At 43.2% G+C, this 18,993-nt stretch carries 32 protein-coding genes; 4 read left to right on the top strand and 28 right to left on the bottom strand.

Going from position 1 to position 18,993, the window contains the following annotated elements; all coding sequences use genetic code 11:
- Positions 1-38: 38 nt before the first annotated feature.
- The 28 genes from secY to ACTNC6_RS03600 all read right to left on the bottom strand — a co-directional run bounded on the left by secY (position 39) and on the right by ACTNC6_RS03600 (position 16,308).
- Positions 39-1,355 carry a preprotein translocase subunit SecY gene (gene secY, locus ACTNC6_RS03735; RefSeq protein ID WP_441032495.1) on the bottom strand — a complete coding sequence of 439 codons (1,317 nt, stop codon included), beginning with the start codon at positions 1,353-1,355 and terminating at the stop codon, positions 39-41.
- Complete coding sequence (rplO, locus tag ACTNC6_RS03730; protein ID WP_433845303.1) at positions 1,355-1,795, bottom strand: 50S ribosomal protein L15; 441 nt, start codon at positions 1,793-1,795, stop codon at positions 1,355-1,357. The genes secY and rplO overlap by 1 nt, the downstream gene beginning before the upstream one ends.
- Positions 1,796-1,937: 142 nt before the next feature.
- Entirely contained in the window at positions 1,938-2,120 is a 183-nt protein-coding gene (rpmD, locus tag ACTNC6_RS03725) for a 50S ribosomal protein L30 (protein ID WP_019162489.1), read from the bottom strand.
- Positions 2,121-2,134: 14 nt separating this feature from the next.
- Positions 2,135-2,644 (bottom strand): 30S ribosomal protein S5, encoded by a 510-nt coding sequence (gene rpsE, locus ACTNC6_RS03720; protein ID WP_019162490.1) that lies wholly within the window; start codon positions 2,642-2,644, stop codon positions 2,135-2,137.
- A gap of 18 nt (positions 2,645-2,662) precedes the next feature.
- On the bottom strand, positions 2,663-3,031 hold the full coding sequence (gene rplR, locus ACTNC6_RS03715; protein WP_441032490.1) for a 50S ribosomal protein L18: 369 nt from the start codon (positions 3,029-3,031) through the stop codon (positions 2,663-2,665).
- Between the two features lie 17 nt (positions 3,032-3,048).
- Complete coding sequence (gene rplF / locus ACTNC6_RS03710; protein ID WP_173743542.1) at positions 3,049-3,588, bottom strand: 50S ribosomal protein L6; 540 nt, start codon at positions 3,586-3,588, stop codon at positions 3,049-3,051.
- Positions 3,589-3,676: 88 nt separating this feature from the next.
- Positions 3,677-4,078, bottom strand: a complete 402-nt coding sequence (gene rpsH / locus ACTNC6_RS03705; protein ID WP_019162493.1) for a 30S ribosomal protein S8 — start codon at positions 4,076-4,078, stop codon at positions 3,677-3,679.
- A 144-nt stretch (positions 4,079-4,222) separates the two neighbouring features.
- Complete coding sequence (locus tag ACTNC6_RS03700; protein WP_019162494.1) at positions 4,223-4,408, bottom strand: type Z 30S ribosomal protein S14; 186 nt, start codon at positions 4,406-4,408, stop codon at positions 4,223-4,225.
- 15 nt (positions 4,409-4,423) lie between these two features.
- On the bottom strand, positions 4,424-4,963 hold the full coding sequence (rplE, locus tag ACTNC6_RS03695; RefSeq protein ID WP_008707267.1) for a 50S ribosomal protein L5: 540 nt from the start codon (positions 4,961-4,963) through the stop codon (positions 4,424-4,426).
- Between the two features lie 21 nt (positions 4,964-4,984).
- The gene (rplX, locus tag ACTNC6_RS03690; RefSeq protein ID WP_008707266.1) at positions 4,985-5,296 is read right to left on the bottom strand and encodes a 50S ribosomal protein L24; all 312 of its coding nucleotides are present in this window, start codon (positions 5,294-5,296) and stop codon (positions 4,985-4,987) included.
- An 11-nt stretch (positions 5,297-5,307) separates the two neighbouring features.
- Entirely contained in the window at positions 5,308-5,676 is a 369-nt protein-coding gene (rplN, locus tag ACTNC6_RS03685) for a 50S ribosomal protein L14 (RefSeq protein WP_019162495.1), read from the bottom strand.
- A 13-nt stretch (positions 5,677-5,689) separates the two neighbouring features.
- Positions 5,690-5,944: a 30S ribosomal protein S17 gene (rpsQ, locus tag ACTNC6_RS03680; protein WP_008707264.1), complete on the bottom strand. Its 255-nt coding sequence runs from the start codon at positions 5,942-5,944 to the stop codon at positions 5,690-5,692.
- Between the two features lie 15 nt (positions 5,945-5,959).
- Positions 5,960-6,169, bottom strand: a complete 210-nt coding sequence (gene rpmC / locus ACTNC6_RS03675) for a 50S ribosomal protein L29 (RefSeq protein WP_019162496.1) — start codon at positions 6,167-6,169, stop codon at positions 5,960-5,962.
- Positions 6,159-6,596 carry a 50S ribosomal protein L16 gene (gene rplP, locus ACTNC6_RS03670; RefSeq protein WP_019162497.1) on the bottom strand — a complete coding sequence of 146 codons (438 nt, stop codon included), beginning with the start codon at positions 6,594-6,596 and terminating at the stop codon, positions 6,159-6,161. The genes rpmC and rplP overlap by 11 nt, the downstream gene beginning before the upstream one ends.
- On the bottom strand, positions 6,596-7,252 hold the full coding sequence (gene rpsC, locus ACTNC6_RS03665; protein WP_008707259.1) for a 30S ribosomal protein S3: 657 nt from the start codon (positions 7,250-7,252) through the stop codon (positions 6,596-6,598). The genes rplP and rpsC overlap by 1 nt, the downstream gene beginning before the upstream one ends.
- An 11-nt stretch (positions 7,253-7,263) precedes the next feature.
- Positions 7,264-7,653, bottom strand: coding sequence for a 50S ribosomal protein L22 (gene rplV, locus ACTNC6_RS03660; protein ID WP_008707257.1), 390 nt, complete (start codon positions 7,651-7,653; stop codon positions 7,264-7,266).
- Positions 7,654-7,738: 85 nt separating this feature from the next.
- A complete protein-coding gene (rpsS, locus tag ACTNC6_RS03655; protein WP_008707255.1) occupies positions 7,739-8,020 on the bottom strand; it encodes a 30S ribosomal protein S19 in 282 nt (93 codons plus the stop codon).
- 15 nt (positions 8,021-8,035) lie between these two features.
- Entirely contained in the window at positions 8,036-8,881 is an 846-nt protein-coding gene (rplB, locus tag ACTNC6_RS03650) for a 50S ribosomal protein L2 (RefSeq protein WP_173743543.1), read from the bottom strand.
- A gap of 61 nt (positions 8,882-8,942) precedes the next feature.
- Positions 8,943-9,242, bottom strand: a complete 300-nt coding sequence (rplW, locus tag ACTNC6_RS03645; RefSeq protein ID WP_008707251.1) for a 50S ribosomal protein L23 — start codon at positions 9,240-9,242, stop codon at positions 8,943-8,945.
- Entirely contained in the window at positions 9,242-9,862 is a 621-nt protein-coding gene (gene rplD / locus ACTNC6_RS03640; RefSeq protein WP_173743544.1) for a 50S ribosomal protein L4, read from the bottom strand. Before rplD ends, rplW begins: the two co-directional genes overlap by 1 nt.
- A 21-nt stretch (positions 9,863-9,883) precedes the next feature.
- Entirely contained in the window at positions 9,884-10,516 is a 633-nt protein-coding gene (rplC, locus tag ACTNC6_RS03635; protein ID WP_173743545.1) for a 50S ribosomal protein L3, read from the bottom strand.
- 91 nt (positions 10,517-10,607) lie between these two features.
- Positions 10,608-10,925 carry a 30S ribosomal protein S10 gene (rpsJ, locus tag ACTNC6_RS03630; RefSeq protein ID WP_019162501.1) on the bottom strand — a complete coding sequence of 106 codons (318 nt, stop codon included), beginning with the start codon at positions 10,923-10,925 and terminating at the stop codon, positions 10,608-10,610.
- Between the two features lie 393 nt (positions 10,926-11,318).
- Entirely contained in the window at positions 11,319-12,416 is a 1,098-nt protein-coding gene (locus ACTNC6_RS03625; RefSeq protein WP_441032468.1) for a hypothetical protein, read from the bottom strand.
- Between the two features lie 92 nt (positions 12,417-12,508).
- Positions 12,509-12,763, bottom strand: a complete 255-nt coding sequence (locus ACTNC6_RS03620; protein ID WP_173743547.1) for an HPr family phosphocarrier protein — start codon at positions 12,761-12,763, stop codon at positions 12,509-12,511.
- Complete coding sequence (gene whiA / locus ACTNC6_RS03615) at positions 12,760-13,719, bottom strand: DNA-binding protein WhiA (RefSeq protein ID WP_441032465.1); 960 nt, start codon at positions 13,717-13,719, stop codon at positions 12,760-12,762. Before whiA ends, ACTNC6_RS03620 begins: the two co-directional genes overlap by 4 nt.
- 9 nt (positions 13,720-13,728) lie before the next feature.
- On the bottom strand, positions 13,729-14,616 hold the full coding sequence (gene rapZ / locus ACTNC6_RS03610) for an RNase adapter RapZ (protein ID WP_019162505.1): 888 nt from the start codon (positions 14,614-14,616) through the stop codon (positions 13,729-13,731).
- 19 nt (positions 14,617-14,635) lie between these two features.
- Positions 14,636-15,547: a UDP-N-acetylmuramate dehydrogenase gene (gene murB / locus ACTNC6_RS03605; protein WP_441043259.1), complete on the bottom strand. Its 912-nt coding sequence runs from the start codon at positions 15,545-15,547 to the stop codon at positions 14,636-14,638.
- Positions 15,548-15,552: 5 nt separating this feature from the next.
- Positions 15,553-16,308, bottom strand: a complete 756-nt coding sequence (locus ACTNC6_RS03600) for a tRNA threonylcarbamoyladenosine dehydratase (protein ID WP_441032460.1) — start codon at positions 16,306-16,308, stop codon at positions 15,553-15,555.
- A 245-nt stretch (positions 16,309-16,553) separates the two neighbouring features.
- On the opposite strand from ACTNC6_RS03600, the gene ACTNC6_RS03595 reads away from it, so the two are divergent.
- From ACTNC6_RS03595 to ACTNC6_RS03580, 4 genes are all read left to right on the top strand, one after another.
- Positions 16,554-16,973, top strand: coding sequence for a stage V sporulation protein AB (locus ACTNC6_RS03595; protein WP_441043258.1), 420 nt, complete (start codon positions 16,554-16,556; stop codon positions 16,971-16,973).
- Positions 16,974-17,084: 111 nt separating this feature from the next.
- Positions 17,085-17,543, top strand: coding sequence for a SpoVA/SpoVAEb family sporulation membrane protein (locus tag ACTNC6_RS03590; protein ID WP_441032455.1), 459 nt, complete (start codon positions 17,085-17,087; stop codon positions 17,541-17,543).
- Positions 17,540-18,613: a stage V sporulation protein AD gene (locus ACTNC6_RS03585; protein ID WP_433845307.1), complete on the top strand. Its 1,074-nt coding sequence runs from the start codon at positions 17,540-17,542 to the stop codon at positions 18,611-18,613. Before ACTNC6_RS03590 ends, ACTNC6_RS03585 begins: the two co-directional genes overlap by 4 nt.
- An 18-nt stretch (positions 18,614-18,631) precedes the next feature.
- Positions 18,632-18,988, top strand: a complete 357-nt coding sequence (locus tag ACTNC6_RS03580) for a SpoVA/SpoVAEb family sporulation membrane protein (RefSeq protein WP_441032453.1) — start codon at positions 18,632-18,634, stop codon at positions 18,986-18,988.
- The last annotated feature ends 5 nt before the right edge of the window (positions 18,989-18,993 follow it).

Below are 18,993 nucleotides of genomic sequence, written 5' to 3'. Positions count from 1 at the left end.
ATCAAGGCTGTGATGCAATGCACCACAACCTCTCATTTTTAATTGTTCAGGAAGCCTTTGTAATTACGCACGAGAAGCTGAGATTCAATCTGTTTCACTGTCTCAAGGATAACTCCTACGATAATGATGATAGATGTACCACCAAAGGAAACATTTGCTCCAAATACACCATTAAAGATAAATGGGATTACGCACACAATAATAAGACCTACTGCACCTATAAATATAATATAATTTAAGATATTAGTCAAATAATCTGACGTAGGTTTTCCAGGACGGATGCCTGGGATAAAACCACCCTGCTTTTTGATATTGTCTGCTACCTCCAGCGGATTGAATGTGATGGAAGTATAGAAATATGCAAAGAAAACGCAAAGCACGATGTAAAGAACCAGTCCCCAACTATACTGAAGCTGAGAAGGATTACACCAGTTATTAGAAGAAAGACCTCTCAGGATCTCACTTCCGATTCCTGTTCCGTTGCCTTTACCGGTCAGCTGTGCAATAACAGTTGGGAAAGACATCAGGGATGATGCAAAAATGACAGGAATAACACCTGCAGTATTTACCTTCAGAGGGATATTGGTGGACTGACCGCCCATCATTTTTCTTCCCACCATTTTCTTGGAATACTGTACAGGGATTCTTCTCTCTGCTCCGTTAAGGATAAGTACCAGAACTACTACTACAAGGATAACAGCTGCAATAATGATTCCTGCAAGAGTACCTTTTGCAATGGTCTTTCCTTTAATAAAGTTCTCATATAACAAAGCTAAGTCGCTTGGCACTCTGGAGATGATATTAATAGTAAGTACGATGGAAATACCATTTCCAACACCTTTTTCTGTAATACGCTCACCCAGCCACATCAGCATAGCTGAACCGGCTGTAAGGCAGGCTACTACTACCACACCTTTAAAGAAATTCATGTTCGGGATCATGCCCTGGCGGCCAAAACCAATTGCCATCGCAACAGATTCAAACAATGCAAGACCGACTGTCACATAACGTGTGATCGCGGTCATCTTTTTTCTTCCCTCTTCACCATCACGCTGCATTTCTTCCAGTGACGGAATGGCAATGGTAAGAAGCTGAATGATAATGGAAGATGTAATGTATGGTGTGATGTTCAATGCGAAAATTGACATTCGCTCAAATGAGCCACCGGTAAATGCATCAAAGAAGTTAAATGCATCTCCGGTATTGCTGCTGAACCACTGTTTGAAGAAATCACTGTCAACACCCGGAACCGGGATCTGGCAGCCGATACGGATGATAAATATCATCCATATCAGATACAGCAGTTTACGTCTCATTTCTTTCACTCTAAAAACATTTTTAAGAGTTTCAAACATTAGATCACCTCTACTGTACCACCAGCAGCTTCAATTTTTGATTTTGCAGTCTCGCTGACAGCGTTAACCTTGACATTAAGTTTCTTTGTCAGCTCACCGTTTCCAAGAATTTTAACGCCATCAGCGATCTTGGAGATTGCACCGTTTGCAAGTAAGCTTTCTACTGTAACTTCTGCACCATCTTCAAAACGGTTCAGTACGTCAACGTTGATTGCAATGATCTCTTTTGTATTTCTGTTTTTGAATCCTCTCTTAGGCAGACGTCTGTATAAAGGCATCTGTCCACCTTCAAATCCCGGTTTCTTGTGACCGGAACGAGCTAACTGTCCTTTGTGTCCTTTACCGGCTGTCTTGCCGTTTCCAGAACCATGTCCACGGCCTCTTCTGAAGTTATCGCTGTGCTTAGAACCTTCTGCTGGTCTTAAGTTTGATAATTCCATGTTGGCACCTCCTTATTATTATTTCAAATCTATAAGTTCAGATCGTATCTTTTCTGAATATGTTTCTGTATGTTCCCGCTACTCTTGTGAATAACAGGCTTAAATCAGATCCATATCAGAGTTCTCTCTGGTTAAATCGCAATTAAGCTTCTTCAACCTTTACCAGGTGCTGTACCTGCTGAATCATTCCTCTGGTTGCAGCATTATCTGGCATTTCAACTGTTTTGTGCATTTTTGTAAGACCCATAGCTACAACAGTTTTTTTATGCTTCGGAACTGCACCAATAGGAGATTTTACTAATGTAACTTTTAATGTATCTGCCATTTTTGTATTCCTCCTTAAGCCAGAATCTCATCAACAGATTTTCCACGAAGTTTAGCAACTTCTTCTGGAGTTTTTAACTGTCTTAAGCCTTCGATTGTTGCAAGAACAACGTTCTGTTTGTTTCTGGATCCCATACATTTTGTACGGATGTTTTTGATACCAGCTAACTCGATTACCGCACGGGCAGGACCGCCGGCGATAACTCCAGTACCTTCCGGAGCTCTCTTCAGAAGCATTTCAGCGCTTCCGTATTTTCCAACGAAGTCATGTGTAATAGAGTTGTTTTCGTCTCTTGCTACTGTAACTAATTTTTTCATAGCATCCTCTTTTCCTTTGCGGATTGCTTCAGGAATTTCGGCTGCTTTACCTAAACCTGCACCAACGTGTCCGTTGCCGTCACCTACAACAACTAAAGCTGTGAAACGGAAGTTACGACCACCTTTAACAACCTTGGTAACACGCTTGATTGATACTACTTTATCTTCTAATTCTAACTGACTAGCATCAATAAGATTACGTTTCATGTGTTTCGCTCCTCCTTATTAGAATTTCAGCCCAGCTTCTCTTGCTGCGTCTGCCAGTGCTTTAACTTTACCGTGGTACATGTAGCCTCCTCTGTCGAAAACAACGCTTTCGATACCAGCTTCAACAGCTTTCTTACCAATAACGGTTCCTAAATGTGCAGCTGCTGCTACATCATCAGTATTCTCTAACTCAGCTCTTACTTCTTTCTGAAGAGTAGAAGCAGATACTAAAGTTTTTCCTACAGTGTCATCAATGATCTGAGCATACATATGCTTGTTGGAACGAAATACTGCTAAACGAGGTATTGTTGCAGTTCCGTTTAAATGATGACGTAATCTTCTATGCTTATTCTCACGAATTTTCGCTCTAGATGCTTTATTTACCATTTTCTCACCCTCCTGAATTATTTCTTACCAGTCTTACCAACTTTACGTCTGATAACTTCATCAGCATACTTGATACCTTTGCCCTTGTATGGCTCAGGTCTTCTCTTGTCTCTGATCTCAGCTGCAAACTGGCCGACTTTTTCTTTACTGATACCGGATACGATAATCTTGTTACCATCAACTTTGGTTTCGATTCCGTCTGGATCTTCCATTTCTACCGGATGAGAATATCCAAGGCTAAGCACAAGCTTTTTGCCCTGTTTTGCTGCTTTATAACCTACACCGTTAACTTCAAGCTCTTTTGTATAGCCTTCGCTTACACCAACAACCATGTTGTGGATCAAGCTTCTTGTTAAACCGTGAAGAGATTTCATTTTCTTTAAGTCGTTTGGTCTGGATACTACTACATGACCATCTTCAACTTTGATTTCCATTTCTGTAGGAAGTGCTCTTTCGAGTGTTCCTTTTGGTCCTTTTACAGTTACTACGTTGCCTTCAGCGACTTTTACTTCTACGCCTGCAGGAATAGCAACCGGAAGTCTACCAATTCGTGACATATGTTTGTCCTCCTTACTTAGATTATCGGAGAGGATGTTTCATCCTCTCTGTTTTCAGTTTGTTCTCTATAAAAAATCTTGGTTCAAATTACCAAACGAATGCTAATACTTCGCCGCCAACCTGAAGTTTGCGAGCTTCTTTGTCAGTAATAACACCTTTGTTTGTTGAAAGGATTGCGATTCCAAGTCCACCAAGAACTTTTGGAAGCTGATCCTTGCCTGCGTAGATACGAAGACCAGGTTTGGAGATTCTCTTTAAACCAGTGATGATTTTTTCGTTTTTGTCTTCACCGTATTTCAGTGTGATATGAAGAGTTTTAACAACTCCGTCTTCAACTAAATCATATTTTGCAATATATCCTTCATCAACAAGGATGTTAGCAATTGCAATTTTCATTTTGGATGCCGGAACATCTACTGTGTCGTGTTTTGCAGTATTTGCATTACGGATTCTTGTAAGCATATCTGCGATTGGATCGCTCATTGTCATGTTAGTTTCCTCCTATAATTCAGACTTTACATGTGCATGTATATTTATTGTTTACATTGTTACCTGTTTTATCATAAATCTCGCTTGGACACATGACCGGACTGATAAATCAGCCGATCGTTTATTAATATTGAAATCCGGTTCCTACCAGGAAGCCTTCTTAACGCCCGGGATCTGTCCTTTGTAAGCTAATTCACGGAAGCAGATTCTGCAGATTCCGTATTTTCTTAAAACAGAATGTGGACGTCCACAAATGTTGCAACGTGTATATTCTCTTGTGGAGAATTTAGCTTTGCGCTGCTGTTTGATTTTCATTGCTGTTTTAGCCATGAATCGTTCCTCCTATTATTTTGCAAACGGCATATTGAATAATGTCAGTAATTCACGAGCTTCTTCATCAGTCTTTGCTGTAGTAACGAAGATGATATCCATACCTCTTACTTTGTCAACTTTATCATATTCAACTTCCGGGAAGATCAGCTGCTCTTTGATACCCAGAGCATAGTTTCCACGGCCATCGAATGCGTTCGGGTTAACACCACGGAAGTCACGTACACGAGGAAGTGCAAGGTTGATCAGACGATCAGCGAACTCATACATCTTTTCTCCTCTTAATGTAACTTTACATCCGATCGGCATACCCTCTCTGATCTTAAAGTTAGCGACAGATTTTTTAGCCTTTGTAGCGATTGCTTTCTGTCCTGTGATCAGCTCCATATCTGCGATTGCAGCATCCAGAAGCTTAGCGTTTTCTTTGGCTTCACCAACACCCATATTGATTACGATCTTATCGAGTTTTGGCACTTCCATAACATTTTTGTATCCAAATTTTTTGGTCATGGCATCCATGATCTCATTTTTGTACATTTCTTTTAATCTACTCACTTGTCATGCCTCCTCTCTTAATTAATCGATAACCTTACCGGTCTTTTTAGCAACACGGACTTTTTTATCTCCGTCCATCTGGAAGCCTACTCTTGTAGCCTGTCCATCAACAACTAACATAACGTTGGAGATATGAAGAGGAGCTTCTTTTGTGATGATTCCACCCTGCTGGTTTGCAGCAGATGGTTTGCTGTGTTTTGTAACCTTGTTGATGTTCTCAACAACTACGGTATTGTCTTTTGCGTTAACTGCAAGGACTTTACCCTCTTTGCCATTATCTTTACCAGCGATAACCTTTACAGTATCACCTTTTTTAATTTTCATAGCTGACATTAGGCACCCTCCTATAATACTTCCGGAGCTAAGGAAACGATCTTCATGAATTTCTTCTCACGAAGTTCTCTGGCAACTGGTCCAAAGATACGTGTTCCTCTCGGAGTTAAGTCGTCTTTAATGATTACGGCAGCATTTTCATCGAAACGGATGTAAGATCCGTCTTTACGACGAGCGCCTTTTTTAGTTCTAACTACAACAGCTTTTACAACGTCACCTTTTTTAACAACGCCACCTGGTGTTGCATCTTTAACAGTAGCAACGATTGTATCGCCAATGTTTGCATATCTTCTTGTAGAGCCGCCCATAACACGAATACAAAGGATTTCTTTTGCACCAGTGTTGTCGGCAACCTTCAGTCTTGTTTCCTGCTGAATCATACTGGTATCCTCCTTATTTAACTTTCTCTACGATCTCAACCAGTCTCCATCTCTTATCCTTGGATAACGGTCTGGTTTCCATAACTTTTACGGTATCACCGATATTACACTCATTATTTTCGTCATGAGCTTTTAATTTATATGTTCTCTTCACGATTTTTTTGTAAAGAGGATGTTTTACATGGTCTTCAATAGCAACAACAATGGTCTTGTCCATCTTATTGCTGACAACCTTACCCACGCGGGTTTTTCTCAGATTTCTTTCCACGATAGTTTCCTCCTATTATTTGGAAGCGTTAGCCTGCTCAGTGATCACTGTCTGGATTCTTGCAATGTTCTTGCGAACCTCTTTGATACGGCTTGTATTGTCTAATTGGTTAGTTGCATTCTGAAATCTCAGATTGAAAAGTTCTTTTTTAGCAGCTACTAATTCTTCATTCAATTCTGCAGCTGATTTTGCCTTTAAATCTTCCACGAATTTATTAATTTTCACTGTTATCACCGCCTTCTAAGTCTGCACGAGAAACGATTTTGCATTTACATGGTAACTTGTGCATAGCAAGACGTAATGCTTCACGAGCGATTTCTTCAGAAACGCCTGCGATTTCGAACATTACACGTCCTGGCTTAACAACTGCTACCCAGTATTCAAGAGTACCTTTTCCGGAACCCATTCGTGTTTCTGCTGGTTTCGCTGTTACTGGTTTATCTGGGAAAATCTTAATCCAAACCTGACCACCACGTTTGATATAACGGGTCATAGCAACACGGGCTGCCTCGATCTGGTTGGAACGGATCCAACACGGTTCGGTTGCAACAAGTCCGAATTCACCATAATTGATCTTATTACCTCTAAGGGCTTTTCCTCTCATGGAGCCACGGAATTGTTTACGACGTTTTACTCTTTTTGGCATTAACATTATTTATCGCTCCCTTCCTTAGTTCCTTTTGTTGGAAGTACTTCGCCATTGTAGACCCAAGCTTTTACGCCAACTTTGCCGTATGTTGTGTCTGCTTCTGCGAATCCATAGTCAATATCTGCACGAAGTGTCTGAAGCGGAATAGTTCCTTCGCTGTAGAACTCTGTACGAGCCATATCAGCTCCACCAAGACGTCCGGATACGGATGTTTTGATACCTTTAGCTCCAGCCTTCATTGTTCTCTGCATTGTAGATTTCATAGCACGTCTGAAAGAGATACGGTTCTCAAGCTGCAGTGCGATATTCTCTGCTACTAACTGAGCATCCTTGTCTGGTCTCTTTACTTCTTTGATATCTACGATAAGTTTTTTGTCTGTGAATTTCTTTAATTCAGCTTTTACTTTTTCGATCTCAGCTCCGCCCTTACCGATTACGATACCAGGTTTAGCTGTGTAGATGATGATCTTAACTCTGTCAGATGCTCTTTCGATTTCAATCTTGGAAACACCTGCGCTGTATAATTTCTTTTTAAGGAATGTTCTGATGTTGTAGTCTTCTACCAGGTAATCAGCGAAGTCTGCATCAGCATACCATCTTGAATCCCAATCCTTGATAACACCGACTCTAAGGCCATGTGGGTTAACTTTCTGTCCCATGCTTTTCCTCCTTATCTTTCATCCAGCACGATGGTGATATGGCTTGTTCTCTTCTCGATTCTGTAAGCTCTACCCTGTGCTCTTGGCTGAATTCTCTTCATTGTAGGTCCTTTATCTGCATAGCAGGCTGCAACGTAGAGGTTGTCTGCATTCATTCCGTTGTTGTTTTCAGCATTTGCAATTGCTGACTCAAGAAGTTTCTTGATCACGCTGGAAGCGTATCTTGGGTTGTATGTTAAGATACCAAGTGCTGTCTGCACATCTTTACCGCGGATTACATCTAACACGTAGCAGGCTTTCTGAACAGAAATTCTTGCGTAAGATAATTTTGCAGACGGTCTTGTCTCTCTATTACTCTCATTTCTGGCTCTTTTTATCTGGCTTCTATGTCCCTTTGCCATTTTAAAGTGCCTCCTTTCCATTTTCTCTCAATATCAGGTTAAACCTGCCTGCTGCATTGCAGCAGACAGAATATAAAGTCAAATACTAGCGAACACCGGATTTCTTTTCGTCTTTTCCGTGTCCTCTGTAGGTTCTGGTTGCAACGAACTCACCAAGTTTGTGGCCAACCATATCCTCTGTTACATATACCGGCACGTGTTTTCTTCCGTCATGGACAGCGATTGTGTGTCCTACGAAGGACGGGAAGATTGTAGAACGGCGTGACCAGGTTTTGATAACGGATTTATCATTTGCAGCGTTTAACGCATCTACTTTTTTCAGTAAGCTTGCATCTGCAAAAGGTCCTTTTTTCAGTGAACGAGACATGCTTAATCCTCCTTATTATTTCGATAAAGCTTTTCCATCGCGTCTTCTTACGATGAGCTTGTTGGACGGTTTGTTTTTCTTTCTTGTCTTCAGACCAAGAGCAGGTTTTCCCCATGGAGTGCATGGACCTGGGCGACCGATACCGGTCTTTCCTTCACCACCACCATGTGGATGGTCATTCGGGTTCATTACGGAACCACGAACAGTAGGTCTGATACCCATGTTACGTTTACGTCCGGCTTTACCGATGTTAATCAGGTTGTGATCTCCGTTTCCGACAACACCAACAGATGCGCGGCATACGATCGGAACCATTCTCATTTCACCAGATGGCAGACGCAGTGTTGCGTATTTGCCTTCTTTAGCCATTAACTGAGCGCCGTTTCCAGCAGAACGAACCATCTGTCCGCCCTTTCCAGGATGAAGCTCAATGTTGTGTACCATAGTACCAACCGGGATAAGCTCTAATGGTAAGCAGTTACCAACACGAACTTCTGCTTCTGCTCCGTTCATGACTTTCTGGCCTACTTTTAAGCCTTCCGGTGCAAGGATATATGCTTTCTCGCCATCTGCATAGCAGATAAGAGCGATGTTTGCTGTTCTGTTTGGATCATACTCGATGGAAACTACTGTTGCAGCGATTCCATCTTTTCTTCTCTTGAAGTCGATGATTCTGTATTTTCTTCTGCTTCCGCCTCCGCGGTGTCTAACTGTGATTTTACCCTGGTTGTTACGTCCAGCGTTTTTCTTTAAAGACACGGTAAGAGATTTCTCTGGTGTAGATTTTGTGATCTCTGAGAAATCGGAACCAGTCATATGTCTTCTAGACGGTGTATATGGGTTATAACTTTTGATTCCCATTTTTGTTCTCCTTTCAAATTTGTCCTCACGCTTTTGAATGCGTATAATCGCTATCTGTTAATTAAAGTCCTTCGAAGATTTCAATATCTTTGCTGTCTTCTGTCAGAGCCACGATAGCTTTTTTGGTTTTAGCAGTTGTTCCAACTGTCATACCACGGCGTTTTTTCTTTCCATCCATATTCATGGTGTTAACGCTCTTTACTTTTGTTCCTTCGAACATTTTCTCTACAGCTTCTTTGATCTGAGATTTATTTGCTTCTGGATGAACTAAGAAAGTGTATTTCTTTTCAGCCATTGCATTCATGGATTTTTCTGTAATCACTGGTTTCTTGATTACGTCATAGTACTTGATATCAGCCATTATGCATATACCTCCTCGATGGATGCTACAGCATCTTTGGTTACGATTACGGTGTTGTGTTTCATAACATCGTATACGTTGATTGTACTTGGAGTTGCAGTCTGAACATCAGCGATGTTTCTTGTAGAAAGGATTACGTTCTTGTCATCTGTTGCTGTGATAACCAGAGCTTTTTCTGCTTTCAGGTTTGTAAGAACCTTCTGCATTTCCTTTGTCTTAACATCTGCTAATGTAAGAGCATCAACAACTACTAATTTATTGTCCTGAACTTTGGAAGTCAGAGCAGATTTTAAAGCAGCTCTTCTTTCTTTCTTGTTCATTTTTACTTCATAATCTCTTGGTACCGGAGCGAATACAACACCGCCGCCAGTCCACTGTGGTGCACGGATGGAACCCTGTCTAGCATGACCTGTTCCTTTCTGTCTCCACGGTTTTCTTCCGCCGCCGCTTACTTCAGAACGAGTTTTAGCTTTCTGAGTACCCTGGCGATTATTTGCAAGCTGACGAACAACAGCAAGGTGAACAAGATGCTCATTGACTTCTACGCCAAACACTGCATCATTCAGTTCCATTGTTCCAACTTCGTTGCCTTCCATATTATAAACAGTTACGTTTGCCATTTGTGTGCTCCTCCTTTCTTATTATAAGGACTTTACTGTCTCTTTGATTGTTACCAAAGATTTCTTAGGTCCTGGAACAGCACCCTTAACTAACAGTAAGTTATTCTCTGTATCTACGCGTACGATCTCAAGGTTCTGTACAGTAACCTGAACATTTCCCATATGACCTGGCATGTGTTTTCCTTTGAATACCTTGCTCGGATCAGAACAAGCACCATTGGAACCTGCATGACGGTGATATTTGGAGCCGTGAGCCATAGGTCCTCTGGACTGGCCGTGTCTCTTGATCGCACCCTGGAAACCTTTACCTTTGGAAACAGCTGTTGCATCAATGTGATCGCCGTCTGCAAAGATATCAGCTTTAATTTCCTGTCCTACTGCATACTCAGCAGCGTTATCAAATCTGAACTCTTTAACGAATCTCTTTACTGCAACGCCAGCTTTGTCAAAGTGTCCTTTTTCCGGTTTGTTAACAAGGCTTTCTCTGATGTCGCCGAATCCAACCTGAACTGCAGCGTATCCGTCGTTTTCTTCTGTCTTAACCTGAGTTACGACACAAGGACCAGCCTGTAAAACTGTTACCGGAATTAACTGGCCGTCTTCATTGAAGATCTGAGTCATTCCGACTTTAGTAGCTAAAATAGCTTTCTTCATTTCTTTCTTCCTCCTTATAGCGGATTACCGATTACCGGCAATCATATAGTAAATAGCTTAATGCTTAAAGCATTATCATAATTTAAGATGCTTATTTGGTCTTCATTTTGATATCAATATGAACACCTGCAGGCATTTCCAGTCTGGACAGCGCATCTACTGTCTTCTGGGTTGGTGTAAGAATATCGATCAGTCTCTTATGTGTTCTCTGCTCAAACTGCTCTCTGGAATCTTTGTATTTGTGAACGGCTCTTAAGATTGTAACAACCTCTTTCTTTGTAGGAAGTGGAACCGGTCCGCTTACCATTGCTCCGTTCTTTTTAACAGTTTCGATGATTTTTGCAGCAGATGCATCTACTAACTGATGATCATATGCCTTTAATGTGATTCTCATTACCTGATTTGCCATAAAAAAAGTCTCCTCCTATTCGTACTTTTCAAGCAGTACGACAAGCGGCGACTGTACACATCTCCGTGTGTGTCATCAATTTTTTCCACACACGCCCATCCCATGATGGTCTTTCTGAACTTGTACAGTGACTTGTCGTCAGTTTTCAAACTTGACATTCGCTCCACGGAAAACCTGCCATCTGTCTGGCAGCAACCTCGCGCTTCATTGCTATCAATGTCACAACAAATAGGAGTATACACGACCTTTTGGGAAATTGCAAGTATTTTTTTTACTTTTTTATTTTTTGTTTATTCTACCCTGTGATCAGGCATTCGCCCGAAAAATGCAGACATTTTGCACAATAACAAATGCGAAACCTGAATGTATATCAGATTCCGCATTTACTCATTCCTAATTCTGTTTTTCCGCAGATGCAGGTTTGGCACCGGCTACAATATCTGAGTAATCAAAAAGTGTAACCTTTGTAATATCATCTTTCACTATATCAGGGGCATCTCCCTGGTTTTTGGCACTCTCTGCAATCTGTGCTGCTGACCATACCGGGATTGCCATACGTCTTATAGGAAGTGATTCTGTCTCTTCTTCCTCATCCACAGGTGCTTCCGGCTCCTGTTTTTCTTCTTCCAGCGCTTCCTTTAGATGTGTCACAATATTTTCTGTAGGAGAAATCACCACTTCTTTCTCCGGCTCCTCCTGCTGCGTCTCCGGCTCATCTGCTGTTGCTGCTGCAATTTCCTTTTTCAGCAGCTCATGAGCCTCGCTGGTAGCAGTCTGTACTGTAACCGGCTTTTCGTTGTCCGGTTCCAGTTCATCCTCATAGATCGTATCCACGAAGCCACCGGTACGTATTTTTTTTCTGGGGGCATCTGCTCCCTTTCGGTTCTGCTTTTCTTCTTTTCTGATCTGTTTTTCTTCTTCTTTATATCTCCGTTGTCTGGCTTTTTCTTCCCGTTTCAGTTCTTTCTTACTTTTCACATAACCGGGCTCTGTATCCATCTCATCATAATCATCCTGGGGATCTTTCTTCCACAGCTCTGCTATAATATAGAGGATAATCAGGAAAAGTACAGCCAGTCCCAGAATAATAAGTCCCTCAATACTTTCAGTGGCGATCAGAAGATATCCTACATATCCTATAGTGATCACTACCTTTGGGAAGTACTCCTTCGCCTGTACTGTAAGAGCTTTCTCTTTGGAATTGGAAGCATCGATAACCTGAAAGGTCTTATTCTTCTGATCGATCTCGGTGATCATATATTTGTAAGCCTTGGAGTCTCCCTGATAAAGAATGGAATCTCCCACAGCAGCTTCCTCCGTTTTCACAGGAATTGCATAGGTAACTGATCCCATCGGAAGATTGGTTTCCTTGCTGGAGTCATCCAGGATCTCTGTTGTAATTCCCAGAAAAGGCGGAACAGCCAGGCCGACAACGCATATAATAGTACAGATAACAATAAAATGTACAATAAATTTCAAAAACTTCGACATAGGTAATGCCCCTCATTTCTTCTAATCTCTCAAAAACACATCCAGAAAGCGGTCTTCCTTTCCGGATGTGTTTTCAGTTTTCAGATCAATAATTACTGATTACTCAGATACTGCTCAATACTGTTCATAGCAGCCTCTTCATCCTCACCATTTGCTGAAAGGGTTATCTCCTCACCAGAATCAAGTCCCAGAGTCATCATACCCATGATGCTCTTTGCATTTACCCTTTTCTTTCCAATCTCTACATATATCTCGCTGTTAAACTGGCTTGCCACCTGTACCAGCTGTGCCACAGGGCGTGCCTCCAGACCGGTTGACAGGTTAATGGTGATTGGTTTTTTAATCATAATACTTCTCCTCCTTGTTTCTCCCGCAGTTCGTCAGCCAGCTCACTCAGCTTTCTGAGCCTGTGATTGACTCCCGATTTGCCCACCTGCGGATTCAACATCATCCCTAATTCTTTTAATGTAGCTTCCGGATATTGCATCCTCAACTCCGCGATCTGTACAAGTCCCTCATTCAGCTGTTCAAACCCTATTGTCTGCTGAATCAGTCTGATATCCTCCATCTGCTTGACAGCCGCATTTACCGTTTTATTAATGTTCGCAGTTTCACAGTTCACTTTTCTGTTAATGGAATTTCTCATTTCCTTCAGAATGCGGATGTTTTCCAGGTCCATCAATGCCACATTCGCTTCCATTACGGCCAGCATGTCTACAATCTGTGCACCCTCCTTCACATAGACCACATGTGATTTCTTACGCTGCACGATCTTGGCATCTACTGAAAAGCTACGAATAATTGTCTGCAGTTCTCTGGCTTTTCTCTCATTGGGATATACAATTTCAAAATGATACCCTTTCTCCGGATCACTGATGGAACCGGATGCAAGAAAAGCCCCCCTGATATACGCCCTCTTACAGCAATTCTGCTGTACTACCAGCAGATCCTGCAGAAAAAGCGAATCATGGTCTTTACTGTCCGGGGCCAGCTTTGCCGCCTGAAGAATTGCCTGGATCTCTTCTGGTCTGGATATCTCAATTGTGTATACCTTGAACCATTTCAGGTGACTACTCTCCCGCACAGATACTTCTTTCTCTATATTAAATGTTTTTTGCAATAATGTAAAGCACTTTCTTGCAACTGCTTCATTTTCTATCTGGATTTTAAGTTTATCCCCCTGAGGCAGATGCTGCAATTTTCCGCAGGAACAAAGAATAGCAGCCAGTTCTGCGATCATACAGTGTCTTGCCGTTCCCACCTGTCTGGAAAGTTCTTCTTTCACCATCCCTGAAAAAGACATTTCCCGGTCTCACCTTTCATGTTTTTTTAGCAGTCTGTCCTTACCTATATCTCTGTGTTCCAGACGGAAGCCATATCTCTCATTCCCGGACAGCCTGGAATATAATTCTCTGGCCAAAGTCACAGAACGGTGCTTTCCGCCTGTACATCCAATGGCAATGACCAGATTGGTCTTGCCTTCCTTTACATAGTTGGGGATCAGAAAATTGATCATATCCTCAAGCTTATCTGCAAACTTCCTGGCAGTATCACAGTTCATTACATAATTGAACACTCCATCGTCCATTCCTGTCATGGGACGAAGTTCATCCACATAATATGGATTGGGCAGAAAGCGCACATCAAACACCAGATCCGCATCAGCCGGTATCCCATACTTAAACCCAAAGGAAAGCACAGAAACCATCATATTACAGAAATCCTGATTTGCCACAAAAATCCTCTCTATTTCCTGCTTCAGCTCCCGGGTAAGCAAATGGCTGGTATCTATAATATAATCTGCCCTTTTTTTGAGGAACTGCATTTTTTCTCTTTCCAGGCGGATTCCGTCATCCACTCTGCCCCCCATAGCCAGAGGATGGCTTCTGCGTGTTTCCTTGTAGCGCTTCACCAGCACACTATCCTCTGCATCCAGGAAAAGGATCTCAAACTCATATCCTGCTTTCTTCATCCGATCCAGCACAGCCTCCAGCTCATCCAGGGATCTGCCACTGCGGGCATCGATTCCCAGTGCCACATTCTGTACATCCTCTCCATGTATTTCCGGCATCAGAGATGCAAATTTCTCCAACAATGGAATAGGAAGATTATCCACACAAAAATAATTTGCATCCTCAAGCATTTTCAATGCTGCTGTTTTTCCTGCCCCTGATACTCCCGTCACGATCACAAAACGCATGATTTATCTCCTGTTCTGTCTAAAATTCTCCAAGGAATTTCACTTCCGGTTCCAGTGTTACACCAAACTGCTCCTGAACCTTTTCCCTGACATTATCTATCAATGTAAGTACATCTGCTGCTGTTGCATTTCCTTTATTGATCACAAAGCCACAATGCTTCTCTGATACCTGGGCATCCCCCACCTGATAACCTCTCAGGCCTGCATCCATGATCAGCTTCCCTGCAAAATATCCTTCCGGTCTTTTGAAGGTACTTCCTGCACTTGGATATTCCAACGGCTGTTTGCTCACTCTCTTTTCTGTCAGATCCTTTGTTATGTCTCTGATCTTATCCATATCTCCCTGTTCCAGAACAAGTCTTGCCTCCAGAACCAGATAACCGGCTTTTTTGATCCTGCTGGTTCTGTATCCCATGTCCAGCTTTTCCACAGGAAGTGTCAGGATTTCTCCCTGCTCTGTCATAACAACTGCTTCCTTCAACACATCCTTCAGCTCTCCGCCGTAGGCACCGGCATTCATAAATACAGCTCCTCCCAGAGTTCCCGGAATCCCGCCTGCAAATTCAAATCCTGTCAGAGATGCGTTCCTTGCGGCTGCCGCGATCTGGGAAAGCAGTGCTCCTGAAGAAGCACAGATTTCATTTCCTTCTACTGAAATATTGCTGAAATTACGGTACAGCTGTATGATCACACCTCTGTATCCCTTATCACTTACCAGCAGGTTACTTCCATTTCCAAGTATAAAATAGGGAAGCTCCTCCTCACGGCATATTTCCAGTATTCCCCTTACCTCATCTACTGTAGACGGAAGTAAGAAGAAGTCCGCCGGACCTCCGATGCGGAAAGTAGTATGGCGTTTCATAGGCTCATCTACAAGTACCCTGTCCTTTCCCAGCAGATTCCAAAATTTCTCTATTACTTTCTGATTCACAGATTCTATTCCTCATACTTTCTATTTTTATTTTTCCTGCCCATTCTTTTTCCCCTGGGCTGATTGTCCCATTCTTTCCCCAGAAGGTCTCTCACCACTGCTCCTGCCAGCATAAATCCTGCTGTCCCCGCTACAAAGGAAAGGCTGTTCCCCTCTTGGCTGTTTTCTGTTTTCCAGTCATTTTTTTCTCTGGAACAAAGCACCTTTACCTTTCGGATTCCTTTTTTTCGAAGCTGGGTACGAACCACCCTGGCCAGCGGGCCTACACTGGTTCTGGAAATATCCATAACCTCAAGTCTGGACGGATCCAGCTTATCACAGACATCCATACAGGAAATCACCGGAGTTTTGCTTATTCTTGCATTTTCGATCAGCAGCACCTTGGATGCTGCACTATCAATGGTATCTACAATATAATCATAATTACTCAGGTCAAACATTCCCGCTGTTTCTTCATTATAAAAGGTCTCATAGGTATGAACCAGTATTTCCTCATCAATATCTCTGATTCTCGCCTTGGCTACCTGCACATTGCTCTCGCCAACAGTAGAATGAAGGGCATAGAAAGTTCTGTTTATATCATTTACAGATACCCTTCCATTATCCACAAGGGTCAGACTTGCCACCCCACATCTGGCCAGTGCCTCAGCTACATAGGAACCTACACCTCCCAGGCCAAAGACTGCGATCCTGGCCCGCCCCAGTACATCAGCCACAGCAGTTCCGGCCAGAACCTTTGCCCCTGAAAATGCCTCCGCCATACATAAACCTCCTCAAACTCTCTTCATCTGCAGTCAGACAGAGCTTTGACAAAAGCCAGTCTGTCCATACCAACGATATTTCTAATTATACTATCTATCCCTGTAAAAGTACAGTTTTTCATACATTCCCCTATATTTTCCATTTATGTATAGTTTTCCGGCATTTGTGCATACTGATTTCTAAATGGCTGCTATCTTTGGAAGGGGCAATTTTCTTTACCATATCCATTTTTTCGGAGGTATTTATGTTTCAGTATATTTTTCTCGGCTTTGTAGGGCTCTGCTCCGGTGTAATCATAGCCGGCGGAATCACCGGACTTCTTATGGGGCTTTCCATTGTTCCCCGCTATGCAGGGATCACCCGGACTGCAGACCATATTCTCTTATATGAAGACCTGGCACTCCTGGGTACTGTCACCGGAAATCTGTTTTATCTTTTTCAGTGGAAGCTTCCTCTGGGATCTCCTTTTCTCATGCTGTACGGAATTTTTTCCGGAATTTTCCTGGGCGGATGGATCATGGCCCTGGCAGAAATGGCAGATGTTTTTCCAATCTTCACCCGAAGGATCCGTTTCCAAAAAGGGCTCTCCATTGTAATCCTCTGTATTGCCCTTGGAAAAGCCACAGGCTCCCTGATTTACTATTTCAACAGATGGATGCCCTGATTTGGTCAACAATAGCACCATTATAAATAGAATCCCCCAAAAAGTCAAAATAAGAAGTATATTCTCTGCTCTTTTTTCACATACTAAAGAAAAACAGAAGGGAGAATGTCTATGACTTCTGAAAAACAACAACAATATGAAAAATATGTAAAGCAGATAACTCCCACCCACAGCCTGGGCCTAAATATGCTGAAAGCCTTCCTCACAGGCGGCCTCATCTGCATGTTTGGACAGCTGATCCTGCATTACGCATACAGCCTGGGACTGGACAGGGAATCTGCTGCCTCCTGGTGTTCCCTGATCCTGATACTGATCAGTGTCCTGCTTACAGGCCTGAATCTTTATTCCAAAATCGGCAGGTTTGCAGGTGCCGGAAGCCTTGTTCCCATCACCGGCTTCGCCAATTCTGTTGCAGCCTCAGCTATTGAATACAAGGTGGAAGGCCATGTATTCGGAATCGGCTGTAAAATATTTACCATTGCCGGGCCTGTGATCCTGTACGGAATCCTGAGTTCCTGGTTTCTGGGCCTTATCTACTATCTTCTGAAAATAACGGGGGTACTTTCATGACAAAACAATACACCTGTGGAGCTTCCAGCATTTCCTTTCAAGAACCTGTGTTTATCCAGAGCTGTGCCTCTGTAACCGGACAGAAAGAAGGAGACGGTCCCCTGGGCTCCTGCTTTGATATGATCTGTCCGGATCCCATGTTCGGTGCTTCCACCTGGGAAGCAGCAGAAAGCACTATGCAGAAAGAGGCAGCCACACTGGCCATGGGAAAAGCAGGCCTGAAGCCCGCAGACATTCGTCTGCTTTTTGCAGGTGACCTGCTGGCACAGACAGCAGCCTCTTCCTTCGGTGCTGCAGGTATGGGGATTCCCTTCTACGGACTGTTCAGCGCCTGCTCTACCATGGGAGAAGCCCTCTCCCTGTCCGCCCTCTGCATTGCTGCCGGATATGGAGAACATATCCTGTGCGCAACCTCCAGCCACTTTTGCAGTGCGGAAAAAGAATTCCGTTTTCCCCTGGGCTACGGAAATCAAAGGCCCTTATCTGCTACCTGGACAGTTACCGGTGCCGGTGCCTGTGTACTTGGCAGCCAGCCTCCTCTCCCTGCATCCGGAAAATCCCGTCCTCTGCGCTGCGGACACAGCTGCATTGCCATTACCGGCCTGACAACCGGCAGACTGGTGGATTATGGACTAAAAGATTCCATGAACATGGGCGGCTGTATGGCTCCCGCTGCCTGTGACACGATCCATCAGAACTTTCTGGATTTCCACCGGACACCAGCAGACTATGACGCCATCTTTACCGGTGACCTGGGTGCAGTAGGGCAGAAAATCCTGATAGATCTGCTATATCAAAAAGGCTATGATATCTGTTCCTGCCACCAGGACTGCGGTATCCTGATCTATGACTCCCAAAAACAGGACACCCACTCCGGCGGAAGCGGCTGCGGCTGTGCAGCCTCTGTTTTGAGCAGCTATATCCTGCCAGGGCTTCTTGCCGGAAAATGGAAACGGATTCTTTTCGTCCCTACCGGAGCCCTTCTTTCCAAGGTCAGCTTCAACGAAGGTGACACCATCCCCGGCATCGCCCATGCAGTAGTAATTGAAAAATACGAAATCACTTCATAATAAAAGGAGGTTCCTATTTTGGAATATTTTCATGCATTCTGGACAGGAGGTCTGATCTGTGCCCTGGTCCAGATCCTGTTAGACAAAACCAAACTTATGCCAGGACGGGTCATGGTCCTTCTCGTCTGCTCCGGTGCACTTTTAAGCGCTGTGGGCATCTACCAGCCTTTCGTAGAATTTGCAGGTGCAGGCGCCTCTGTCCCTCTCCTTGGATTTGGAAATGTACTATGGAAGGGAACCCGGGAAGCCATTGACAGTCAAGGATTTCTCGGCCTTTTTACCGGAGGGTTCAAAGCCTGCGCTGTAGGAGTTTCCGCAGCACTGATTTTTTCATATCTGGCCAGTCTTATTTTCAAGCCCCAAATGAAAGGATAATTGCT

It is taken from the genome of Blautia sp. HCP3S3_C4 (genome assembly GCF_052064095.1).
In the GTDB taxonomy this organism is placed as follows: domain Bacteria; phylum Bacillota; class Clostridia; order Lachnospirales; family Lachnospiraceae; genus Blautia_A.
Note: the sequence above shows the minus strand (reverse complement) of the source record. Positions and strands in the feature narration are given on the sequence as shown.

Excerpts from the sequence above, each read along its gene's own strand:
- secY (WP_441032495.1), bottom strand. The coding sequence starts at position 1,355 with ATGTTTGAAACTCTTAAAAATGTTTTTAGAGTGAAAGAAATGAGACGT.
- rplO (WP_433845303.1), bottom strand. The coding sequence starts at position 1,795 with ATGGAATTATCAAACTTAAGACCAGCAGAAGGTTCTAAGCACAGCGAT.
- rpmD (WP_019162489.1), bottom strand. The coding sequence starts at position 2,120 with ATGGCAGATACATTAAAAGTTACATTAGTAAAATCTCCTATTGGTGCA.
- rpsE (WP_019162490.1), bottom strand. The coding sequence starts at position 2,644 with ATGAAACGTAATCTTATTGATGCTAGTCAGTTAGAATTAGAAGATAAA.
- rplR (WP_441032490.1), bottom strand. The coding sequence starts at position 3,031 with ATGGTAAATAAAGCATCTAGAGCGAAAATTCGTGAGAATAAGCATAGA.
- rplF (WP_173743542.1), bottom strand. The coding sequence starts at position 3,588 with ATGTCACGAATTGGTAGACTTCCGGTTGCTATTCCTGCAGGCGTAGAA.
- rpsH (WP_019162493.1), bottom strand. The coding sequence starts at position 4,078 with ATGACAATGAGCGATCCAATCGCAGATATGCTTACAAGAATCCGTAAT.
- ACTNC6_RS03700 (WP_019162494.1), bottom strand. The coding sequence starts at position 4,408 with ATGGCTAAAACAGCAATGAAAATCAAACAGCAGCGCAAAGCTAAATTC.
- rplX (WP_008707266.1), bottom strand. The coding sequence starts at position 5,296 with ATGTCAGCTATGAAAATTAAAAAAGGTGATACTGTAAAGGTTATCGCT.
- rplN (WP_019162495.1), bottom strand. The coding sequence starts at position 5,676 with ATGATTCAGCAGGAAACAAGACTGAAGGTTGCCGACAACACTGGTGCA.
- rplP (WP_019162497.1), bottom strand. The coding sequence starts at position 6,596 with ATGTTAATGCCAAAAAGAGTAAAACGTCGTAAACAATTCCGTGGCTCC.
- rpsC (WP_008707259.1), bottom strand. The coding sequence starts at position 7,252 with ATGGGACAGAAAGTTAACCCACATGGCCTTAGAGTCGGTGTTATCAAG.
- rplV (WP_008707257.1), bottom strand. The coding sequence starts at position 7,653 with ATGGCAAAGGGACATAGAAGCCAGATAAAAAGAGCCAGAAATGAGAGT.
- rpsS (WP_008707255.1), bottom strand. The coding sequence starts at position 8,020 with ATGTCTCGTTCACTGAAAAAAGGACCTTTTGCAGATGCAAGCTTACTG.
- rplB (WP_173743543.1), bottom strand. The coding sequence starts at position 8,881 with ATGGGAATCAAAAGTTATAACCCATATACACCGTCTAGAAGACATATG.
- rplW (WP_008707251.1), bottom strand. The coding sequence starts at position 9,242 with ATGGCTGATATCAAGTACTATGACGTAATCAAGAAACCAGTGATTACA.
- rplD (WP_173743544.1), bottom strand. The coding sequence starts at position 9,862 with ATGGCAAACGTAACTGTTTATAATATGGAAGGCAACGAAGTTGGAACA.
- rplC (WP_173743545.1), bottom strand. The coding sequence starts at position 10,516 with ATGAAGAAAGCTATTTTAGCTACTAAAGTCGGAATGACTCAGATCTTC.
- rpsJ (WP_019162501.1), bottom strand. The coding sequence starts at position 10,925 with ATGGCAAATCAGGTAATGAGAATCACATTAAAGGCATATGATCATCAG.
- ACTNC6_RS03625 (WP_441032468.1), bottom strand. The coding sequence starts at position 12,416 with ATGTCGAAGTTTTTGAAATTTATTGTACATTTTATTGTTATCTGTACT.
- ACTNC6_RS03620 (WP_173743547.1), bottom strand. The coding sequence starts at position 12,763 with ATGATTAAAAAACCAATCACCATTAACCTGTCAACCGGTCTGGAGGCA.
- whiA (WP_441032465.1), bottom strand. The coding sequence starts at position 13,719 with ATGTCTTTTTCAGGGATGGTGAAAGAAGAACTTTCCAGACAGGTGGGA.
- rapZ (WP_019162505.1), bottom strand. The coding sequence starts at position 14,616 with ATGCGTTTTGTGATCGTGACGGGAGTATCAGGGGCAGGAAAAACAGCA.
- ACTNC6_RS03600 (WP_441032460.1), bottom strand. The coding sequence starts at position 16,308 with ATGGCGGAGGCATTTTCAGGGGCAAAGGTTCTGGCCGGAACTGCTGTG.
- ACTNC6_RS03595 (WP_441043258.1), top strand. The coding sequence starts at position 16,554 with ATGTTTCAGTATATTTTTCTCGGCTTTGTAGGGCTCTGCTCCGGTGTA.
- ACTNC6_RS03590 (WP_441032455.1), top strand. The coding sequence starts at position 17,085 with ATGACTTCTGAAAAACAACAACAATATGAAAAATATGTAAAGCAGATA.
- ACTNC6_RS03585 (WP_433845307.1), top strand. The coding sequence starts at position 17,540 with ATGACAAAACAATACACCTGTGGAGCTTCCAGCATTTCCTTTCAAGAA.